The organism is Blastococcus sp. LR1, assembly GCF_020166105.1.
GTDB lineage: Bacteria > Actinomycetota > Actinomycetes > Mycobacteriales > Geodermatophilaceae > Blastococcus.
Map to the genome: position 1 here is coordinate 204,354 of NZ_JAIUJY010000004.1, position 17,012 is coordinate 221,365.

Annotated in this window: 16 protein-coding genes; 9 read left to right on the plus strand and 7 right to left on the minus strand. The window is 72.7% G+C overall.

Translation table 11 applies throughout. The features are described 5' to 3' along the window. Positions 1-25: 25 nt before the first annotated feature. Entirely contained in the window at positions 26-640 is a 615-nt protein-coding gene (locus LBW97_RS12880) for a hypothetical protein (protein WP_224499780.1), read from the minus strand. A 96-nt stretch (positions 641-736) separates the two neighbouring features. Between LBW97_RS12880 and LBW97_RS12885 the strand changes: the two genes are divergently transcribed. After that, on the plus strand, positions 737-2,026 hold the full coding sequence (locus LBW97_RS12885; RefSeq protein WP_224499781.1) for an adenylosuccinate synthase: 1,290 nt from the start codon (positions 737-739) through the stop codon (positions 2,024-2,026). A 60-nt stretch (positions 2,027-2,086) separates the two neighbouring features. On the opposite strand, the gene LBW97_RS12890 is transcribed toward LBW97_RS12885, so the two are convergent. Then, positions 2,087-3,115 carry a glycerophosphodiester phosphodiesterase family protein gene (locus LBW97_RS12890; protein ID WP_224499782.1) on the minus strand — a complete coding sequence of 343 codons (1,029 nt, stop codon included), beginning with the start codon at positions 3,113-3,115 and terminating at the stop codon, positions 2,087-2,089. Between the two features lie 217 nt (positions 3,116-3,332). Here LBW97_RS12890 and purD point away from each other — a divergent pair, with 217 nt between their 5' ends. Together purD and LBW97_RS12900 are read left to right on the plus strand one after the other, a co-directional pair. Beyond that, the gene (gene purD, locus LBW97_RS12895; RefSeq protein ID WP_224499783.1) at positions 3,333-4,613 is read left to right on the plus strand and encodes a phosphoribosylamine--glycine ligase; all 1,281 of its coding nucleotides are present in this window, start codon (positions 3,333-3,335) and stop codon (positions 4,611-4,613) included. Then, a complete protein-coding gene (locus LBW97_RS12900; protein WP_224499784.1) occupies positions 4,610-4,999 on the plus strand; it encodes a hypothetical protein in 390 nt (129 codons plus the stop codon). The genes purD and LBW97_RS12900 overlap by 4 nt, the downstream gene beginning before the upstream one ends. Before the next feature lies 1 nt (position 5,000). Here the strand turns inward: LBW97_RS12900 and LBW97_RS12905 are convergent, their stop codons facing one another. Next, positions 5,001-6,425 carry an AI-2E family transporter gene (locus LBW97_RS12905; RefSeq protein WP_224499785.1) on the minus strand — a complete coding sequence of 475 codons (1,425 nt, stop codon included), beginning with the start codon at positions 6,423-6,425 and terminating at the stop codon, positions 5,001-5,003. A gap of 103 nt (positions 6,426-6,528) precedes the next feature. Here LBW97_RS12905 and purB point away from each other — a divergent pair, with 103 nt between their 5' ends. After that, a complete protein-coding gene (gene purB, locus LBW97_RS12910) occupies positions 6,529-7,836 on the plus strand; it encodes an adenylosuccinate lyase (RefSeq protein ID WP_224499786.1) in 1,308 nt (435 codons plus the stop codon). After that, positions 7,836-8,705, plus strand: coding sequence for a phosphoribosylaminoimidazolesuccinocarboxamide synthase (locus LBW97_RS12915; protein ID WP_224499787.1), 870 nt, complete (start codon positions 7,836-7,838; stop codon positions 8,703-8,705). Before purB ends, LBW97_RS12915 begins: the two co-directional genes overlap by 1 nt. Before the next feature lie 75 nt (positions 8,706-8,780). Here LBW97_RS12915 and LBW97_RS12920 read toward each other — a convergent pair whose 3' ends face one another. Continuing rightward, a complete protein-coding gene (locus tag LBW97_RS12920) occupies positions 8,781-11,231 on the minus strand; it encodes an Ig-like domain-containing protein (protein ID WP_224499788.1) in 2,451 nt (816 codons plus the stop codon). Between the two features lie 238 nt (positions 11,232-11,469). Here LBW97_RS12920 and purS point away from each other — a divergent pair, with 238 nt between their 5' ends. Genes purS through LBW97_RS12940 form a run of 4 tightly spaced genes read left to right on the plus strand, consistent with a single transcriptional unit; the run spans position 11,470 to position 15,173 of the window. Further along, positions 11,470-11,709 (plus strand): phosphoribosylformylglycinamidine synthase subunit PurS, encoded by a 240-nt coding sequence (purS, locus tag LBW97_RS12925; protein WP_224499789.1) that lies wholly within the window; start codon positions 11,470-11,472, stop codon positions 11,707-11,709. Positions 11,710-11,722: 13 nt separating this feature from the next. Further along, positions 11,723-12,394, plus strand: coding sequence for a phosphoribosylformylglycinamidine synthase subunit PurQ (gene purQ / locus LBW97_RS12930; RefSeq protein ID WP_224499790.1), 672 nt, complete (start codon positions 11,723-11,725; stop codon positions 12,392-12,394). Further along, complete coding sequence (gene purL / locus LBW97_RS12935) at positions 12,391-14,760, plus strand: phosphoribosylformylglycinamidine synthase subunit PurL (protein ID WP_224499791.1); 2,370 nt, start codon at positions 12,391-12,393, stop codon at positions 14,758-14,760. Before purQ ends, purL begins: the two co-directional genes overlap by 4 nt. Continuing rightward, the gene (locus tag LBW97_RS12940; protein WP_224499792.1) at positions 14,760-15,173 is read left to right on the plus strand and encodes a sterol carrier family protein; all 414 of its coding nucleotides are present in this window, start codon (positions 14,760-14,762) and stop codon (positions 15,171-15,173) included. The genes purL and LBW97_RS12940 overlap by 1 nt, the downstream gene beginning before the upstream one ends. Before the next feature lie 118 nt (positions 15,174-15,291). Here the strand turns inward: LBW97_RS12940 and LBW97_RS12945 are convergent, their stop codons facing one another. Genes LBW97_RS12945 through LBW97_RS12955 form a run of 3 tightly spaced genes read right to left on the minus strand, consistent with a single transcriptional unit; the run spans position 15,292 to position 16,858 of the window. Further along, positions 15,292-15,435: a hypothetical protein gene (locus LBW97_RS12945; protein ID WP_224499793.1), complete on the minus strand. Its 144-nt coding sequence runs from the start codon at positions 15,433-15,435 to the stop codon at positions 15,292-15,294. Beyond that, positions 15,432-16,595, minus strand: coding sequence for an OFA family MFS transporter (locus LBW97_RS12950; RefSeq protein ID WP_255601003.1), 1,164 nt, complete (start codon positions 16,593-16,595; stop codon positions 15,432-15,434). The genes LBW97_RS12945 and LBW97_RS12950 overlap by 4 nt, the downstream gene beginning before the upstream one ends. Continuing rightward, complete coding sequence (locus tag LBW97_RS12955; RefSeq protein ID WP_224499795.1) at positions 16,568-16,858, minus strand: hypothetical protein; 291 nt, start codon at positions 16,856-16,858, stop codon at positions 16,568-16,570. The genes LBW97_RS12950 and LBW97_RS12955 overlap by 28 nt, the downstream gene beginning before the upstream one ends. Positions 16,859-17,012: the final 154 nt, after the last annotated feature.

Consider the following 17,012-nt stretch of genomic DNA (forward strand, 5'->3'; position numbering starts at 1 on the left):
TCCCGAGGTGCTGGCGCCCGCCCCGCTACGGCTGGAGACGCCACCGCACGCGGTCGTCGGCGTACCAGGTCCAGCGGGAGACCGGGCGCGGGTAGGGGACGCCGTCGCGGACGATGCGCGCCGGGTCCGAGGCCACCTGCAGGGCCCGGCCGCTGGTGTGCCGGGTCGGGCGCAGCGGCAGGGTCATCACGGTCACGCCGATGGTGTCGACGGCGGTCCAGTCCGGCCGGACGTCGATCCGGGTGATCTCGCCGTCGGCGACCTTGATGTCGTCGTGGTGCGCCTGCAGCCCGATCCGGCGGGAGAGCGATCGCCGGCCGCCGCCGGCCGCCTCGATCCGCCCGTGGTGGAGGAGGACGCCGCCGTGGTCGTCCCGGACGAGCGTGAGGTCGCGCGGCTCGCCGGTGCCGATCTCCAGATCGCGGGCGAGCCCGTCGGACGCCTTGTCGCGGCCCGGCTCCCAGGCCACCGGCACCTCGGCGGTCCGCCCGGCCTTGAGCAGCGCCGCGAGCACGGCCGAGAGGGCGGGTACGGGGCCGCGCACGACCACGGAGTCGGCCGTCCCGACCGGCTCGAGCTGGGTCGGGCGGGGCGCTTCACCGGGCTCCAGGCGACGGAGGTCCAGCTCGACGGAGGCCATGCGGATACCCTGCCACCTGCCGGCCGCGGACCCTTCCTGGTGCCGAGCGAGAGACGAGAACCATCTCCCCCGAGCGAACAAGGAGACCCGGAGCCGATGCCCGCAGTCGTGCTGATCGGTGCCCAGTGGGGCGACGAAGGCAAGGGCAAGGCCACCGACCTGCTCGGCGGCCGAGTCCCCTACGTCGTCCGTTACCAGGGCGGCAACAACGCCGGCCACACGGTGATCACGCCGGACGGTGAGAAGTACGCCCTCCACCTGATCCCGTCGGGCATCCTGACGCCCGGGTGCACCCCGGTCATCGGCAACGGCGTGGTGATCGACCCCGAGGTGCTCATCCGGGAACTGGCGGGCCTGGAGGAGCGGGGGGTGGACACCTCGCGCCTGGTGATCTCCTCCGACGCGCACTTGATCATGCCGCACCACCGGGCCCTCGACAAGGTCACCGAGCGGTTCCTGGGCAAGCGCAAGATCGGGACGACGGGGCGCGGCATCGGCCCCGCCTACGGCGACAAGGTGGCCCGCACCGGCATCCGCGTGCAGGACCTGCTGGACCTCTCGATCCTCCGGCAGAAGCTCGAGGGCACGCTCCAGGAGAAGAACCAGATCCTGGTCAAGGTCTACAACCGCAAGGCGATCGACGTCGACGAGGTCGTCGAGGAGTACGCGCGGTACGCCGAGATCCTCAAGCACCGGATCGTCGACACCCGGCTGCTGCTGGGCAAGGCGCTCGACGCCGGCGAGTGGGTGCTGCTCGAGGGGTCCCAGGGCACGCTGCTCGACGTCGACCACGGCACGTATCCGTTCGTCACGTCGTCCAACCCGACCGCCGGCGGCGCCGCGGTGGGCGCCGGCGTCGGCCCGACCCGCATCGACCGGGTCGTCGGGATCCTCAAGGCCTACACGACCCGCGTGGGCTCCGGTCCGTTCCCGACCGAGCTGCACGACCAGTGGGGCGAGTACCTGCGGAAGCACGGCGGCGAGGTGGGCGTCACCACCGGCCGCGACCGCCGCTGCGGCTGGTTCGACGCCGTCATCGCCCGCTACGCCAGCCGGGTCAACGGGATCACCGATTACTTCCTCACCAAGCTCGACGTGCTCTCCGGCCTGGAGACGGTGCCGATCTGCGTGGCCTACGGGATCGACGGCGTCCGCCACGACGAGATGCCGATGACGCAGACCGACTTCCACCACGCGAAGCCGATCTTCGAGGAGATGCCCGGCTGGTTCGAGGACATCCGGCACTGCCGCTCGTTCGACGAGCTGCCGGCCACCGCGCAGGCCTACGTGCGCCGGCTCGAGGAGCTCTCCGGCGCGCGGATCAGCGTCATCGGCGTCGGCCCCGGCCGCGACGAGAACGTCGTCATCCACGACCTCATCGGCTGAGCAGGGCGTTCCGCGTCGCGGGGCCGGAGGCTCCCGACGCGGAACGCGGACGCGCTCGGCTCAGCGGCGGGACGACACCAGTGTCATCGCGGTGCGGGCCCGGACGGCGTGGTCCGGCGAGTCGGTGATCAGGCCGTCGACGCCGAGCGCCAGCAGCTCCTGGGCGTCGCCGACGGCGTCGCCGAGTCCCTCGGGGGCGTCCCCGCGGCGCAGGTGCGCGGGGAGGAAGGCGTTCTCCGCCCGCAGGGTCCAGACGAACACCGACAGCTGGGCGGCGTGCGCCTGGCCGACGAGGTGTGCCCGTCCCGCCCGGGTGCCGGCGGCGCTGGTGAGCACGCGCTCCCGGCTGGGGGCGATGGCCTGCGCGTAGGTGGAGATCTCGCGCAGACCGGACGGCGTCACCATGGCGTCGCCGGTCGGGGCGTCGGGGATCAGCTGGGCCATCTGCGGGCCGCCGTCACCGAGGCGGGCGCGCAGATCGCGCAGCAGGGCTGGGTCGAACGACTGAATCAGCACGGTTCCGTCGGCCCGGTCGGTGCCCAGGCGGCGCAGTTCCTCGGCCACGAGGGCGCCCATGTGCACGCCGGCGTCGCCGTCGACGTCGGGGTTCTTCAGCTCGGCGAGCACCCGGATCCTGCGGTCGGCGGTCGACCGGCAGCGGGCCAGCTCGATCACCTCGGCCAGGGTGAGGATTCCGTACCGGCCGTCGTAGGCGGTGTTGAGCGGGCGCATGGCCGGCATCCGCTCGACGGCCCGCAGGGTCCGCAGCTCGGCGTAGGTGAAGTCCTCGGTGAACCAGCCGGTGCAGAGCGAGCCGTCGACGACCTTGGTGGTGTGGCGGTCGGCGAACTCCGGGTGCTCGGCCACGTCGGTGGAGAGCGAGAGCTCGCTCTCGTGACGGACGACGAGCACGCCGTCGCGGCTGACCACGACGTCGGGCTCGATCAGGTCGGCTCCGAGGTCGATGGCCAGCTCGAAGCTCGCCGTGGTGTGCTCCGGCCGGTAGGCCGGGGCACCACGGTGTCCGATGACGACGGGCCGGGGAAGGCGTGTCGCTGGTCGTCGTGCCAGCAACTCGGTCGCGCGCATGGCGTCCACAACACAGGAATCGGGTGAATGAGGGGGGAACTGAAGAAGACTCGTTGCGCACAACCGGGCGGACAGTTCGCTGACCAGCGGAACTGGAGGGTGTTTGTGACCCAGATCACCTGGTGTGTCTGGGGTTTCTGAGGTTTGAACGCCTGTCGGACTGGTCAGGGACTGCGCCCGCACAGCTCCCTCGGAAGGGTCGGTAGGGTCGCCGATCGTGCGCGTGCTGGTGATCGGCTCCGGTGCCCGGGAGCACGCCCTGTGCGTGGCTCTCCAGTCCGACCCCTCGGTGAGCGCGGTCTCCTGCGCCCCCGGGAACGCCGGAACCCGGCGGCTCGCCCCACCCCCGCCGGGCGGTGAGTCGCTGGCGGTCGCGGACCCGGTCGCCGTCGCGAGCCTGGCCCGGGAGTGGCGCGCCGACCTCGTCGTGATCGGCCCCGAGGTGCCCCTGGTGGCCGGTGCCGCCGACGCGGTGCGCGAGGCGGGGATCGCCTGCTTCGGCCCGTCGGCGCAGGCCGCGCAGCTCGAGGGCAGCAAGTCCTTCGCCAAGCACGTGATGACCTCGGCCGGTGTGCCCACTGCCCGGTCCTGGGCGGTCGGCGGTCCGGCGGAGCTGGAGACGGCGCTCGACGAGGTCGCCGAACTGACCGGTGGCGCGCCCTACGTGGTCAAGGACGACGGTCTCGCCGCCGGCAAGGGCGTCGTCGTCACCTCCGATCGCGAGGCCGCCGTGGCGCACGGCCGCGGGGTGCTGGAGGTCGGCGGCGCGGTGCTGATCGAGGAGTACCTCGACGGGCCGGAGGTCTCGCTGTTCGCCGTCACCGACGGGACGACGGTGCTGCCGCTGGTGCCCGCGCAGGACCACAAGCGGCGCGACGACGGCGACGGCGGCCCGAACACCGGCGGCATGGGCGCTTACGCGCCGCTGCCCTGGGCGCCGGCCGGTCTGGTCGAGGAGGTGCTCGCCACCGTGCTGCAGCCGACCGTCGACGAGATGGTGCGGCGCGGCGAGACGTTCAGCGGCCTGCTCTACGCCGGGCTCGCGCTCACCTCGCGTGGCGTCCGGGTGGTGGAGTTCAACGCCCGCTTCGGCGATCCGGAGACCCAGGTCGTCCTGCCGCTGCTGGAGACGCCGCTCGGCGGGCTGCTGCACGCCGCGGCCACCGGCACGCTGGCCGAGCACCCGCCGCTGCGCTGGCGGGACGGCGCCGCCGTCACCGTCGTCGTCGCCGCCCCGGGCTATCCGGAGCGCCCGCGGACCGGCGATCCGATCACCGGAGCCGACGGCGAGGGCGTCCTGCACGCCGGAACGACGCTGGGCGCCGACGGCACCGTCGTCTCCGCCGGTGGCCGGGTGCTGGCGGTGACGGGCATGGGTGCCGACCTCGCCGCCGCCCGGCAAGCCGCGTACGAACGCGTCGCGGGCGTGCGGCTGGCCGACGCGCACTGGCGCACCGACATCGCGCTGGCCGCTGTGGAGGGCAGGATCGTCCTGTGACCGGCGCCACCGAGATCTGGAACCGCGCCTGCGACCCGTATGCCCCCTTCACCCACTCCGGAGACGCCGCCCTGGCCGCGGTGCTGCTCTGCCACGGGATGGCGATGAACGGCGGCCTGCTGCACGCCGTCGAGGGGCTGGAGCCGGACCAGCTGGCCGCGGCGACCGACGGCTACAGCTCCCTCGGCCTGGGTGGGGTGGCGGAGCTGATCACCGACGTCTCCGGGCGGGCGGCGGCGCTGGATCCCGACGACGCCGACGCGGCCGAACAGCTGGAGATCGAGGCGAACCGGCGCTTCGGCGAACTGGTCCCCGACGACGAGACCGTGTCGACGGCCTTCGAGGCCCACCTCCGCGCGCACCCGGAGGCCTACGCGCCGGTCTGAGCTAGGTGGTGGACACCACCGGGCGGGCCTGGTCGGGGCGTGGCTCGGGCGGCCGCGGGCCCTCGTGCCGCCGGCTCAGGTAGGTACCGGCGACGTTCACGCAGGCCACCGTCGGCACGGCGATCAGCGCGCCGAAGATGCCGCCGACCAGGAGCCCCGCGGCGATCGCCAGCACGACGGCGAGCGGGTGCACGTGCACCGCGCGGCCCAGCAGCAGCGGCTGCAGGACGTGTCCCTCCAGCTGCATCACCGCGATGACGACCGCCAGCGCGATCAGCGCCTTGATCGGGCCGACGGCGACCAGCGCCACCAGCACCGCGACCGTGCCGGCGAGGAACGAGCCGATGATCGGGATGAAGGCGCCCAGGAAGACGAGGGCAGCCAGCGGGATGACCAGCGGCACCCCGAGGATCGCCAGGCCGATCCCGATGCCGATGGCGTCGACCATCGCCACGGCCACCGTGGCGCGGACGTAGGAGATCAGCGTCCGCCAGGCCCGCCGCGCGGCCTCGTCGAGGAACGCCTGCGACTCCCGCGGGAACAGGCCCACCAGCCACAGCCAGATGGACCGGCCGTCCTTCAGGAAGAAGAAGAGCGTGAACAGCGCCAGGACGATGCCGGTGAAGACCTCGCCGACGGTCGCCGCGGTCGTGATGGCGCCCGACGCCAGCGTCTCCTGGTTGTCGACCAGCGTCTCCTGCGCCTGGGTGACGGCGTCCTCGAGCTGTCCGCGGGTGATCGGGAAGCTCCGCACGACGAAGTTCTGCACCTGCACGATGCCCTCGCCGACCTGCTCGGCGAGGTCGCTGAAGCCGGCGCTGATCTGCTGGACGACCAGCGTGATGATCCCGGAGACGACGCCGAGACCGACCACGAGCATGGTGAGCGCGGACAGGGACCGCGGCCAGCCGTGCCGCACCAGCGCAGCGGCTCCCGGCTGAAGGAGGGCCGCCAGCAGCAGCGCGACGATCACCGGGACGACGACGACGGCGACGGAGGCCATCCCGACCAGCAGCGCGTAGAGCCCGGCGACGACCACCAGCAGCCGCCACGACCAGGCCGCCGCCGTGCGGAGCGTCGTCGGCACGAACTCCTCGGCGTGGATGCGCGGACCCGGGTCGCCGAGGAGCGGGGTGTCGAGGTCCTCGCCCCGTTGCGGGCGGCCGTTCTCGGGAGGGCCGCTCACCGGGCCGGGAGCGAGGACGCCGTCGAGATCGGGGGCGTCGGGTGCGGGGCTGCCGAGCGGGGGTGCGCCCTCGTCCTCGCCGGGCGGCTCGACCCGCTCCGTCGGCGGCGCCACCGCCTCCGTCGGCGGAGCGACCTTCGTCGTCGGCGGGGCCTCGGGCCAGCCGTGGGGATCGTGCTCGCGGGCGGCCCGGATGCGCTCCCGGGCTCGGCCGACGACGTCGCCGGCGCGTCCCAGCATCAACGTTCCTCCGCAGGAAATAGGGGGCGTTCGTGATCACGCCAGTGCTGCGGGAGACTGTCCCCGTGGCGCGACGAGCTGAGCAGTGGCAGGCGGTACCCGCATGATCGAGCGCTACACGCTCCCCGACATGGGCCGGGTCTGGAGCGACGCCCACAAGTACGCACTGTGGTGCCGCGTCGAGACCCTGGTGCTCGAGGCGCACGCAGCCGCCGGCCGCGTTCCGGCCGACGTCGTGGAGCCGGTGCGCAACGCGCCGCCGCCGACCGCCGAGCGGGTCGCGGAGATCGAGGAGACGACGCAGCACGACGTCATCGCCTTCCTCACCGCTTGGGCCGACAACACCGAGCCCCGCTCGGCCGCCGCCTACGTGCACCACGGCATGACGTCGTCGGACCTGCTCGACACCGCGCTCGCGGTCCAGCTCACCGACGCCACCGACGTGCTGCTGGCCAAGGCCGACCGGCTGGTCGCCGCGCTGCGCGACCACGGGCTGGCGCACCGGGCCACGATCAAGGTCGGGCGCACGCACGGCGTGCACGCCGAGCCCGTCGTCTGGGGCCACCGGGTCGCCGACCTCGCCTTCGCCGCTGCCCGCTCCCGCGACCGGCTGCGCGCGGCCCGCGACGCCGTCGGCGTGGTCGCCATCTCCGGCGCCGTCGGCACGTACTCGCTGATCGACCCGTCGGTCGAGCGCACCGTCGCCGACGCGCTGGGCCTGCGGCCGGCCGACGCCTCCACCCAGGTGGTGCTGCGCGACGGCATCAGCGAGTGGGTCTCGGCGCTGGCGATCATCGCGACGGTCTGCGAGGCGATCGCGCTGGAGGTCCGGCACGGCCAGCGGACCGAGGTGCGCGAGCTGTCGGAGGCGTTCGGGTCGGGCCAGAAGGGCTCGAGCGCGATGCCGCACAAGAAGAACCCGATCCGCTCCGAGCGCATCGCGGGCCTGGCGCGCGTGGTGCGGGCCGCGATCGTGCCGGTGATGGAGGGCATCCCGCTCTGGCACGAGCGCGACATCTCGCACTCCTCCACCGAGCGGGTCTTCCTGCCCGACGCCGCGATCACCACCGACTACCTGCTGAACCTCACCGCGGGCCTGGTCGAGAACCTGGTGGTCGACGCCGACCGCATGCGGGCCAACCTGGAGTCCACCGGCGGGCTCATCTACACCTCGTCGGTGCTGCTGGAGCTGGTCGAGGGCGGGCTGTCCCGCGAGGACGCCTACGCGCTGGTGCAGGGCGCGGCCATGGAGACCTGGAACTCCGGGACGCCGTTCCGCGAGACGCTGCGCGCCCGGGCGGCCGCGTCGTCGGTGACGCTGGACGAGGCGCGGCTGGACGAGATCTGCCGGCCTGAGCAGTACGTCGCCAACCTCGGTCCGCTGTTCGACCGGCTGGCTGAGTTGTCCTGATGGCCGGCCCGACCGTCGATCTCCCGCTGATCGCCCGCGGCAAGGTGCGGGAGATCTACGACGCCGGTTCCGAGCAGCTGCTGCTGGTCGCGTCGGACCGCATCTCGGCCTACGACTGGGTGCTGCCGACGCCGATCCCCGACAAGGGGAAGGTGCTCACGCAGCTCTCGGTCTGGTGGTTCGAGCAGCTCACGCCGGTGCTGGCGCAGTTCGGGGCCACGCACCACCTGGTGAGCGCCACGGACGTCCCCGCCGAGGTCGCCGGACGTTCCATGCTGGTGCGCCGGCTGGAGATGCTCCCGGTGGAGTGCGTGGCCCGCGGCTATCTCTCCGGCGGTGGCACCAAGGAGTACGAGCGCACCGGCTCGATCCGCGACGTCGTCCTGCCGGCCGGGCTGGTCGAGGGCTCGCAGCTGCCGGAGCCGGTGTTCACGCCGTCGACGAAGGCGGAGATCGGCGAGCACGACGAGCCGATCGACTTCCCTGCCGTCGTCGGTCTGGTGGGAGCCGACCGCGCCGAGGAGCTGCGCGCGCTGACGCTGGCGCTGTACCGACGCGGCGCGGAGATCGCCCGCGACGCCGGGATCGTGCTGGCCGACACCAAGTTCGAGTTCGGGACCGCCGACGGTGGCGTGGTGCTCGGCGACGAGGTGCTCACGCCGGACTCCTCGCGCTTCTGGCCGGCGTCGTCCTGGTCGCCCGGGTCGGTGCAGCCCTCGTACGACAAGCAGTTCGTGCGCGACTGGCTGACGTCGTCGGGCTGGGACCGCGTCTCCGAGCCACCCGAGCTGCCCGCCGACGTCGTCGCGGCCACCCGCGAGCGCTACGTCACCGCCTACGAGCAGCTCACCGGCACGACCTTCGCCTGATCGCGCCCCGGGCAATGTGCGCCCGGGGCGGGTTCCCGTGCTGGGAACGCGCCGCTGCCGCACATCGCGTGGACCTCAGCGGTAGCTGACTGTCCGTCGTCCGGTGGGGACGTCGAACGTGATCGACCCGCCCTGGAACGTCTGCCGGATGGTCGAGCCGGCGCGCAGTTCGCCGGACGTCGGGTAGCCCAGCCGGCCGTTCTCCCAGCCCTGTCCGGCCCACGCGTCGCGGATCGCACCGCGGACCGCGTGCGCACCGGTCGACGGCGACCAGTAGATGCTCCCGGACTGGAAGATCTGGCCGCGGCCACCGCGCAGCGCGATCTCCTCGGAGACCGGGTAGCCCAGGGGGCCGGTCTCCCAGCCGGTGCGGCCCCAGGCGTCGCGGATCGCGCCGCGCACGGTGTTCGCCCCGGTCGACGGCGTCCAATAGACGGCGCCGCCCTGGAACGGCTGCCAACGCCCGCCCCGGAGCGTCATGTCCCCGGAGGTCGGGTATCCCAGCGGGCCGTTCTCGAAGCCCGAGCGGCCCCAGGCGGCATAGATCGCGCCGAGGACGGCGTGCGCGCCGCTGCCGGGCGACCAGAACATGGTCCCGCCGGAGAAGAACTGCCCGCGTCCACCGCGGAGCAGCAGCTCCTCGGAGGTGGGCCGGCCCACGGGTGCCTTCTCGTAACCCGCCTTCCCCCAGGCCTTTTCGATGGCGCCCACAACCAGGCGGGCACCGCCGGACGGCGACCACCAGATGGTGCCGCCCTGGAACGACTGCCGGGCGCCGCCGGGGACGGCGACCTCGCCGGACGTCGGGTAGCCGAGCGGGCCGTTCTCCCAGCCCGACCGAGCCCAGGCATCGCGGACCGCGCCCCGGACCGCCTGCGCCCCTGTCGCGGGTGACCAGTAGACGGATCCGCCGGTGAACAGCTGGAAGCGCCCGCCGCGCAGCGCCTTCTCGGCGCCGGTCGGCTCGCCGAGCGGTCCGGCGTCCCACCCCGACCGCTCCCAGGCGGGCTGCAGGGCGGCGCTGACCACGAGCCCGTCGTTGGACGGCGACCACCAGATGGTGCCGCCCTGGAACGACTGCCGGAGGCCCCGGTCGGACTCGACCTCGTCGGCCACCGGGTAGCCCAGAGCTCCCTTCTCGACGCCGGACGCGGCATAGCGGTCCCAGATCGGGCTGCTCACGCCGTGCGAGCCGGTCCTCGCGCTCCAGTAGACGTCCCCGCCCTCGAACTCCTGCATGACCCCGTCGCGCAGGGCCACCTGCTCGCTGACCGGGTAGCCCAGAGGGCCTTCCTCCCAGCCGCTCGCGGCCCACCCGTCTTCCATGACCTGTCGGACGACCAGTACGGGCGTGGAGGAGGAGTCCCAGATGCTGCCGCCCTCGAAGAGCTGCCCGCAGCCGGAGTCTCGGTACCCGCACTCGTGCTCGCCGAGCGGGAAGCCGAGGTCACCGGCTGGTCCCGCCACGCGCGAGTAGGCGGCGGCGAAGGGCGCCCGGATCGAGAAAGGGTCTGCGCCGTCCTGCTGCGTGATGAGGCCGTGCGCGTGGTCCTGCTGCCGCCCGCCCGGCACCGCGCGCTCCGGCACGGCCACCGGTCCGAGCGGGCCCCAGGTCCAGCCCGACTCGCGGAAGTACCGGCCGATGGTGCTGATCTGCACGGGAGTCTCGGCGACGGCCGCGGACATCGCGCTCTCGGGGGTCGCCGAGGTGCCGGTCTCGACCGCCAGGTGCTGCACCTGGTAGCTGTACTGGCGCCCCGTGACCAGGCCGCTCTCGTCGAACCGGGGCACGTCCGTCGTGGCCAGCGGGGAGCCGTCCCGGTAGACCTGCCACGGACCGGTCGCACCATCGTTGTCCCAGCTGAGGTGCAAGGACGTCGGGTCGTCCGCCGGCACCACGTTCAGATCCGCGGGCGCCGACGGCCGGCGCCCGCGCGTCACCGACTCCGAGTTCCGCCCGCCGACGGCAGCGCCGTTGACAGCGGAGATCGAGTAGGTGTGGGTCGCCTCGTCCGGGATGCCGGTGTCGGTCCACGTCAGCTCGGTCGTGGTGTGGAACAGCACCCCGGAGCGGAAAATCCGGTACTCGACGGCGTGCTCCGTGGCGGACCAGGTCAGCGTCGCCGTGTCCGCGGTCTGGGTGATGCCCACACCGGTGACCTGGCGGGGCTGCACGTAGAGGTGCGCGGTCACGGTGGCGGTAGCCGTGTTCCCGTGGCCGTCAGAGACGGTGTACGTGAACGAGTCGACGCCCGACTCGTACGGGCGCGGCTTGTAGTAGAGCTTGTCGTACTGGAGGTAGGCATCGCCCTTCGACGCCGGGGTCACGGCGGTGTAGACGAGCGCGTCGCCATCGGGGTCCCAGTCGTTCCGCAGGGCGCCGACCAGGAAGATGACGGCGCCCGTGTGGCCGACCGTGATGGTGTCGTCCCTTGCCACAGGCGGCCGGTTCTCCCCCTCGGCCGAGGCCGGCGTGGCGCTCGCGAGCACGAGACCAGCGGACAGAACAGTGATCAGGCGTCGCACGTGCCCTCCTCGGCAGATGCGCGAAGTCTGCAGCCGGAATGCGTGCGCGCCCTCCGATCGCGGGGCGGTCGCGACGGGTGGGACGGGCGGGGGAGATGAGGGTTCCCGACGGCGTCGGGCGCGGACGGTGTGCGCGGATGTGCCGTTCTGAGCCGGTAACCGGCGCATCGGCGCACACAGTCGGCAGCGAGACCAGGGTCACGGGGGTGGTCGCAGCGGTCCCGGTAGGCTCGTCGGCGTGTCCCGGGTGGTCGTCGACGTCGTGCTCAAGCCGGAGATCTCCGACCCCCAGGGGCAGGCGGTGCTCGGCGCCCTGGGGCGGCTCGGCCACGACAGCGTGACGAGCGTCCGCCAGGGCAAGCACTTCGTGCTCGAGGTCGCCGGGACGCCCGACGAGGCAGAGCTCAAGCAGATCGCAGAGACGCTGCTGGCCAACCCGGTCATCGAGGACGTCGAACTGCACCTCTCCACCGACTGACGAGGGACCGCACGTGCGCATCGGTGTCATCACCTTCCCGGGCTCCCTGGACGACGTCGACGCCGCCCGCGCGGTGCGCCTGGCCGGCGGGGACCCCGTCGCGCTCTGGCACGGCGACCACGACCTCAAGGACGTCGACGCCGTCGTCCTGCCCGGCGGCTTCTCGTACGGCGACTACCTGCGCGCCGGCGCCATCGCCGCCCGCTCGCCGCTGATGCAGGACGTCGTCGCCGCCGCGAAGCAGGGCCTGCCCGTGCTCGGCATCTGCAACGGCTTCCAGGTGCTGTGCGAGGCGGGCCTGCTGCCCGGCGCGCTGACCCGCAACAGCCACCTGCACTTCCGCAACCGCGACCAGGTGCTCGTCGTGGAGCGCGCCGACACCACCTGGACCCAGGACTTCACCGAGGGCCAGCGGATCCTCATCCCGGTCAAGAACGGTGAGGGCCGCTACGTGGGCTCCGACGCCGACCTCGACCGGCTCGAGGGCGAGGGGCGGGTCGTCTTCCGCTACGCCGACGGCAACCCGAACGGCTCCAGCCGCGAGATCGCCGGCGTCGCCAGCGAGAACGGGCGGGTGGTCGGCCTCATGCCGCACCCCGAGCACGCGATCGAGGACCTCACCGGCCCGTCGACCGACGGCCTCGGCTTCTTCACCAGCGTCCTGAAGGCGGTCGTGAGCGCATGAGCGCGGACGGAACGGCGGGTCAGGCCAGCGCCACCGCAGGGCTCTCCGACCTCGACACCGGCCCGGGGCGGCTGCAGCACCGCCTCGACACCGTCGACCTGGCGGCGAGCACGCCGGACGACGAGCAGCCCTACGCCGAGCTCGGCCTGAAGAGCGACGAGTACGCGCGGATCAAGGACATCCTGGGCCGCCGCCCCACCACCGCCGAGCTCGCGATGTACTCGGTCATGTGGAGCGAGCACTGCTCCTACAAGTCCTCCAAGGTGCACCTGCGCCAGTTCGGGGACCTGCCGCCCAGCGAGGCGCTGCTCGTCGGGATCGGCGAGAACGCCGGTGTGGTTGACGTCGGCGACGGCTACGCGGTCACCTTCAAGGTCGAGTCGCACAACCACCCGAGCTACGTCGAGCCCTACCAGGGCGCGGCGACCGGCGTCGGCGGCATCGTCCGCGACATCCTGACCATGGGCGCGCGCCCGATCGCGGTCATGGACTCCCTGCGGTTCGGCCGCGCGGATGCCCCCGACACCGCCCGGGTGCTGCCCGGCGTCGTCGCCGGCGTCGGCGGCTACGGCAACTGCCTGGGCCTGCCCAACATCGGCGGCGAGCTGCTCTTCGACGACTGCTACGCCGGCAACCCGCTGGTCAACGCGCTCTGCGTCGGCGTCATGAAGCACGAGGACGTCCGGCTGGCCAAGGCCGAGGGCCTCGGCAACAAGGTCATCCTGTTCGGCGCCCGCACCGGCGGTGACGGCATCGGCGGCGTCAGCGTCCTGGCATCGGAGACCTTCGACGCCGAGGGCCCGGCCAAGCGCCCCGCCGTGCAGGTGGGCGACCCGTTCACCGAGAAGCTGCTCATCGAGGCCTGCCTGGAGATCTTCGCCCAGGACCTCGTGACCGGGATCCAGGACCTCGGCGGTGCCGGGCTCTCCTGCGCCACCAGCGAGCTGGCCAGCGCCGGCACCGGCGGTATGCACGTCGACCTGGACGCCGTTCCGCTGCGCGACTCCACCCTGACGCCCGCCGAGATCCTGATGAGCGAGTCGCAGGAGCGCATGTGCGCCATCGTGGAGCCGGACAAGGTCGAGGCGTTCCTCGCCGTCTGCCGCAAATGGGAGGTCCGCGCCGCGGTCATCGGTGAGGTCACCGACGGCGACCGGCTCACCGTCGACTGGCACGGCGAGCGGATCGTCGACGTGCCGCCGCGCACCGTCGCGCACGAGGGCCCGGTCTACGAGCGCCCGATGCAGCGCCCGGCCGACCTCGACGCCCTGCAGGCCGACGCCGCCGCCCGGCTGCCCCGCCCGAGCACCCCGGCAGAGCTCCAGGCGCACTGGCTCGCCGTCGTCAGCAGCCCCGACGGCGCCGACAAGACCTGGGTGACCGAGCAGTACGACCGCTACGTGCGCGGCAACACCGTCCTGGCCCAGCCCGACGACGCCGGTGTGGTGCGCATCGACGAGGAGTCGCACCGCGGCATCTCGCTGTCGCTGGACGGCAACGGCCGCTACGCCCGGCTGGACCCCTACACCGGCACCCAGCTGAACCTCGCCGAGGCCTACCGCAACGTCGCCGTCTCCGGCGCGAAGCCGCTGGCGGTCACCAACTGCCTGAACTTCGGCTCCCCGGAGAACCCCGAGGTCATGTGGCAGTTCGCCGAGGCCGTGCGTGGCCTGGCCGACGGCTGCCGCGAGCTGGGTCTGCCGGTTACCGGTGGCAACGTCAGCCTCTACAACCAGACCGGCGACGTCGCGATCAACCCGACGCCGGTCATCGGCGTCCTGGGCGTGCACGACGACGTCCGGAAGCGCATCCCCGCGGGCTGGCGGACCCCGGGCGAGACCGTCCTGCTGCTGGGCGCGACGAAGGCCGAGTTCGGCGGGTCCGCGTGGGCGAGCGTCGTCCACGGCCACCTCGGCGGGCAGCCGCCGGCGGTCGACCTGGCCGCGGAGCGCGCCCTGGGCGAGCTGCTGGCCGACCTCGCCGACTCCGGGCTCGCCGGCTCCGCGCACGACCTGGCCGACGGCGGGCTGGCGCAGGCGCTGGCCGAGTCGGCACTGCGCTACGGAACGGGTGCCCGCATCAGCCTGGACGGCGACGCGTTCACCGCGCTGTTCAGCGAGTCCACCGCCCGCGTCGTCGTCACGACATCGGACGTGGACGCGGTGCGGACCGCCGCGCAGCAGGCGGGCGTGCAGGTCACCGAGCTCGGCACGACCGGCGGCGAGGCCCTGGTGGTCGACGGGCTGCTGGAGATGCCGCTCGCCGAGCTCCGGGCCGCGTGGAGCGCCACGATTCCGGCGCTCTTCGGCGGTCCGGAGCACACGCCGCCGTTCACGGTTCCGACGGGCGCCGTCCCCACCGCCTGATGCCGGCACCCATCCCGGCCGAGGACCTGCGGGCGGCCATCGATCCGGCGCGGGCCTGGCTGGCCGGCGAGGCCGAGCAGCCGCCGCGCGCCGTCCTCGGCGCCGCGGTGAAGACCAGCGCCCGCTGGCTGGCCCAGCAGGTGCCGGGCCGGTCGGTCGAGCTGCGGGTGCCCCCGCACGTCGCCGTCCAGTTCGTGGAGGGCCCGCGGCACACCCGGGGGACGCCGCCCAACGTCGTCGAGACCGACGCCGCGACCTGGCTGCGGCTGGCCACCGGCGAGCTCTCCTGGGCCGACGCCGTCGCCGAGGGCAAGGTCAGCGCCAGCGGCAACCGCGCCGACCTCTCGCGGCTGCTCCCATTGTCGCCGCTCCGCGGCGACACCGCGGCCAAGGGTCGTCCCCGGCAGAGCTGAGCCGCTGCGCTGCGCCTGCGCGGACCCCTCCGGGGCCCACTCGGCGCAACAGGGCACAGACCAGCACTGAGCCCCGCCCGCTGGACAGCGGACGGGGCTCAGTGGGTGATGAAGGGGATCAGCCGAACAGCGCGGTTGCCGCCTTCACGGTGTTGTAGAGGCCATAGGCCAGCGGAACTCCGACGAGCGCCCAGGCGAAGGCGATGAGCCCCACCGGGGTGGTCGTGGGCTGCTGGTCGTGCTGCGACACGGACGAACTCATCGGACGGCGCTCCGCTCTTCCTCGGTGTGGTGCTCGTGGGTGAACTCCTCGACGGCTTCCTTCGACTCGTGCCACTTGCTCGCCACCGGCTTGATCAGCAGGTTGGCGATGAAGCCCACGGCCAGGAGGCCGACCATGATGAACAGCGCGGGCCGGTAGTCGCCGGCGACGAGCTGACCCGGGGTGCCCCGCGAGTCGAGGACGCCGTTGACGATCAGCGGGCCGGCGATGCCGGCCGCCGCCCACGCGGTCAGGAGGCGGCCGTGGATGGCGCCGACCTGGTAGGTGCCGAAGAGGTCACGCAGGTAGGCCGGGACCGTCGCGAAGCCACCGCCGTAGAAGGAGATGATGATCGCGGCGGTGATCACGAAGATCCAGGTCGCCGAGCTGCCGAGGGTAGCCAGGATGACGTACAGGATGATCCCGACGCCGAGGTAGACCATGTAGATCGGCTTGCGCCCGATGAAGTCCGACGTGGACGACCACACGAAGCGGCCGGCCATGTTGAACAGCGAGAGCAGGCCGACGAAGCCGGCCGCCGTGGCGGCGAGGACCGTCGAGGTCTCACCGTTGCGGAAGAAGTCCTGGATCATCGGCGCGGCCTGCTCGAGGATGCCGATGCCGGCGGTCACGTTGCAGAAGAGAACCGTCCACAGCAGCCAGAACTGCGGGGTCTTGATCGCGTTGTTGGCCGAGACGTTCTCGGTCGTGATCATCGGCTTGGACTTGACCGACGCCGGGTCGAAGCCGGCGGGCTTCCAGTCGGCGGCCGGGACGCGGACGATGAACGCACCGAACATCATGAAGACGGCGTAGAGCGCGGCCAGGGTCAGGAACAGCCCACCGACGGCGTTGCCGCTGGGCGTGGTGCCGACGACGGCCGGGTCGTAGCCCGGGTCGTACCAGCTCATCAGCTGGCGCGAGAGCGGCGAGGCGATGAGCGCGCCACCACCGAAGCCCATGATGGCCATGCCGGTGGCCAGGCCCGGACGGTCGGGGAACCACTTGATCAGGGTGGAGACCGGCGAGATGTAGCCGATGCCCAGGCCGATGCCGCCGATGACGCCGTAGCCGAGGTAGAGCAGCCACAGCTGCTCGGTGTAGATGCCGAGGGAGCCGACGAGGAAGCCGGTCACCCAGAAGACGGCCGAGGTGAACATGGCAGCGCGGGGGCCGTTCCGGTCCACCACGTGCCGAAGACGGCGGCCGAGAGGCCGAGCATCACGATGGCGATCGAGAAGATGATGCCGATCGCGGTGAGCGTCGAGTCGAAGTGCGAGACCAGGGCGGTCTTGTAGACGCTGGTCGCGTAGGCCTGGCCGATGCACAGGTGGACGGCGAGAGCCGCCGGCGGGATCAGCCAGCGGTTGAAGCCCGGGCGCGCGATGATTCGCTCGCGCGCCAGGAAGCTGGGTACTGCCACGGGGAACAACCTCCGGGGACGGGAACCGGTAGGGCCGGACGGCCACAACCGGGACGCGCCCTGTGATCTGGGTCGCGATCGGGTGGCACGCTACGTCGTCCCCCGCAAGTTGGCCCCGGCAACTCGCCATCGTGAGCAAGCAGTGACTCGATGT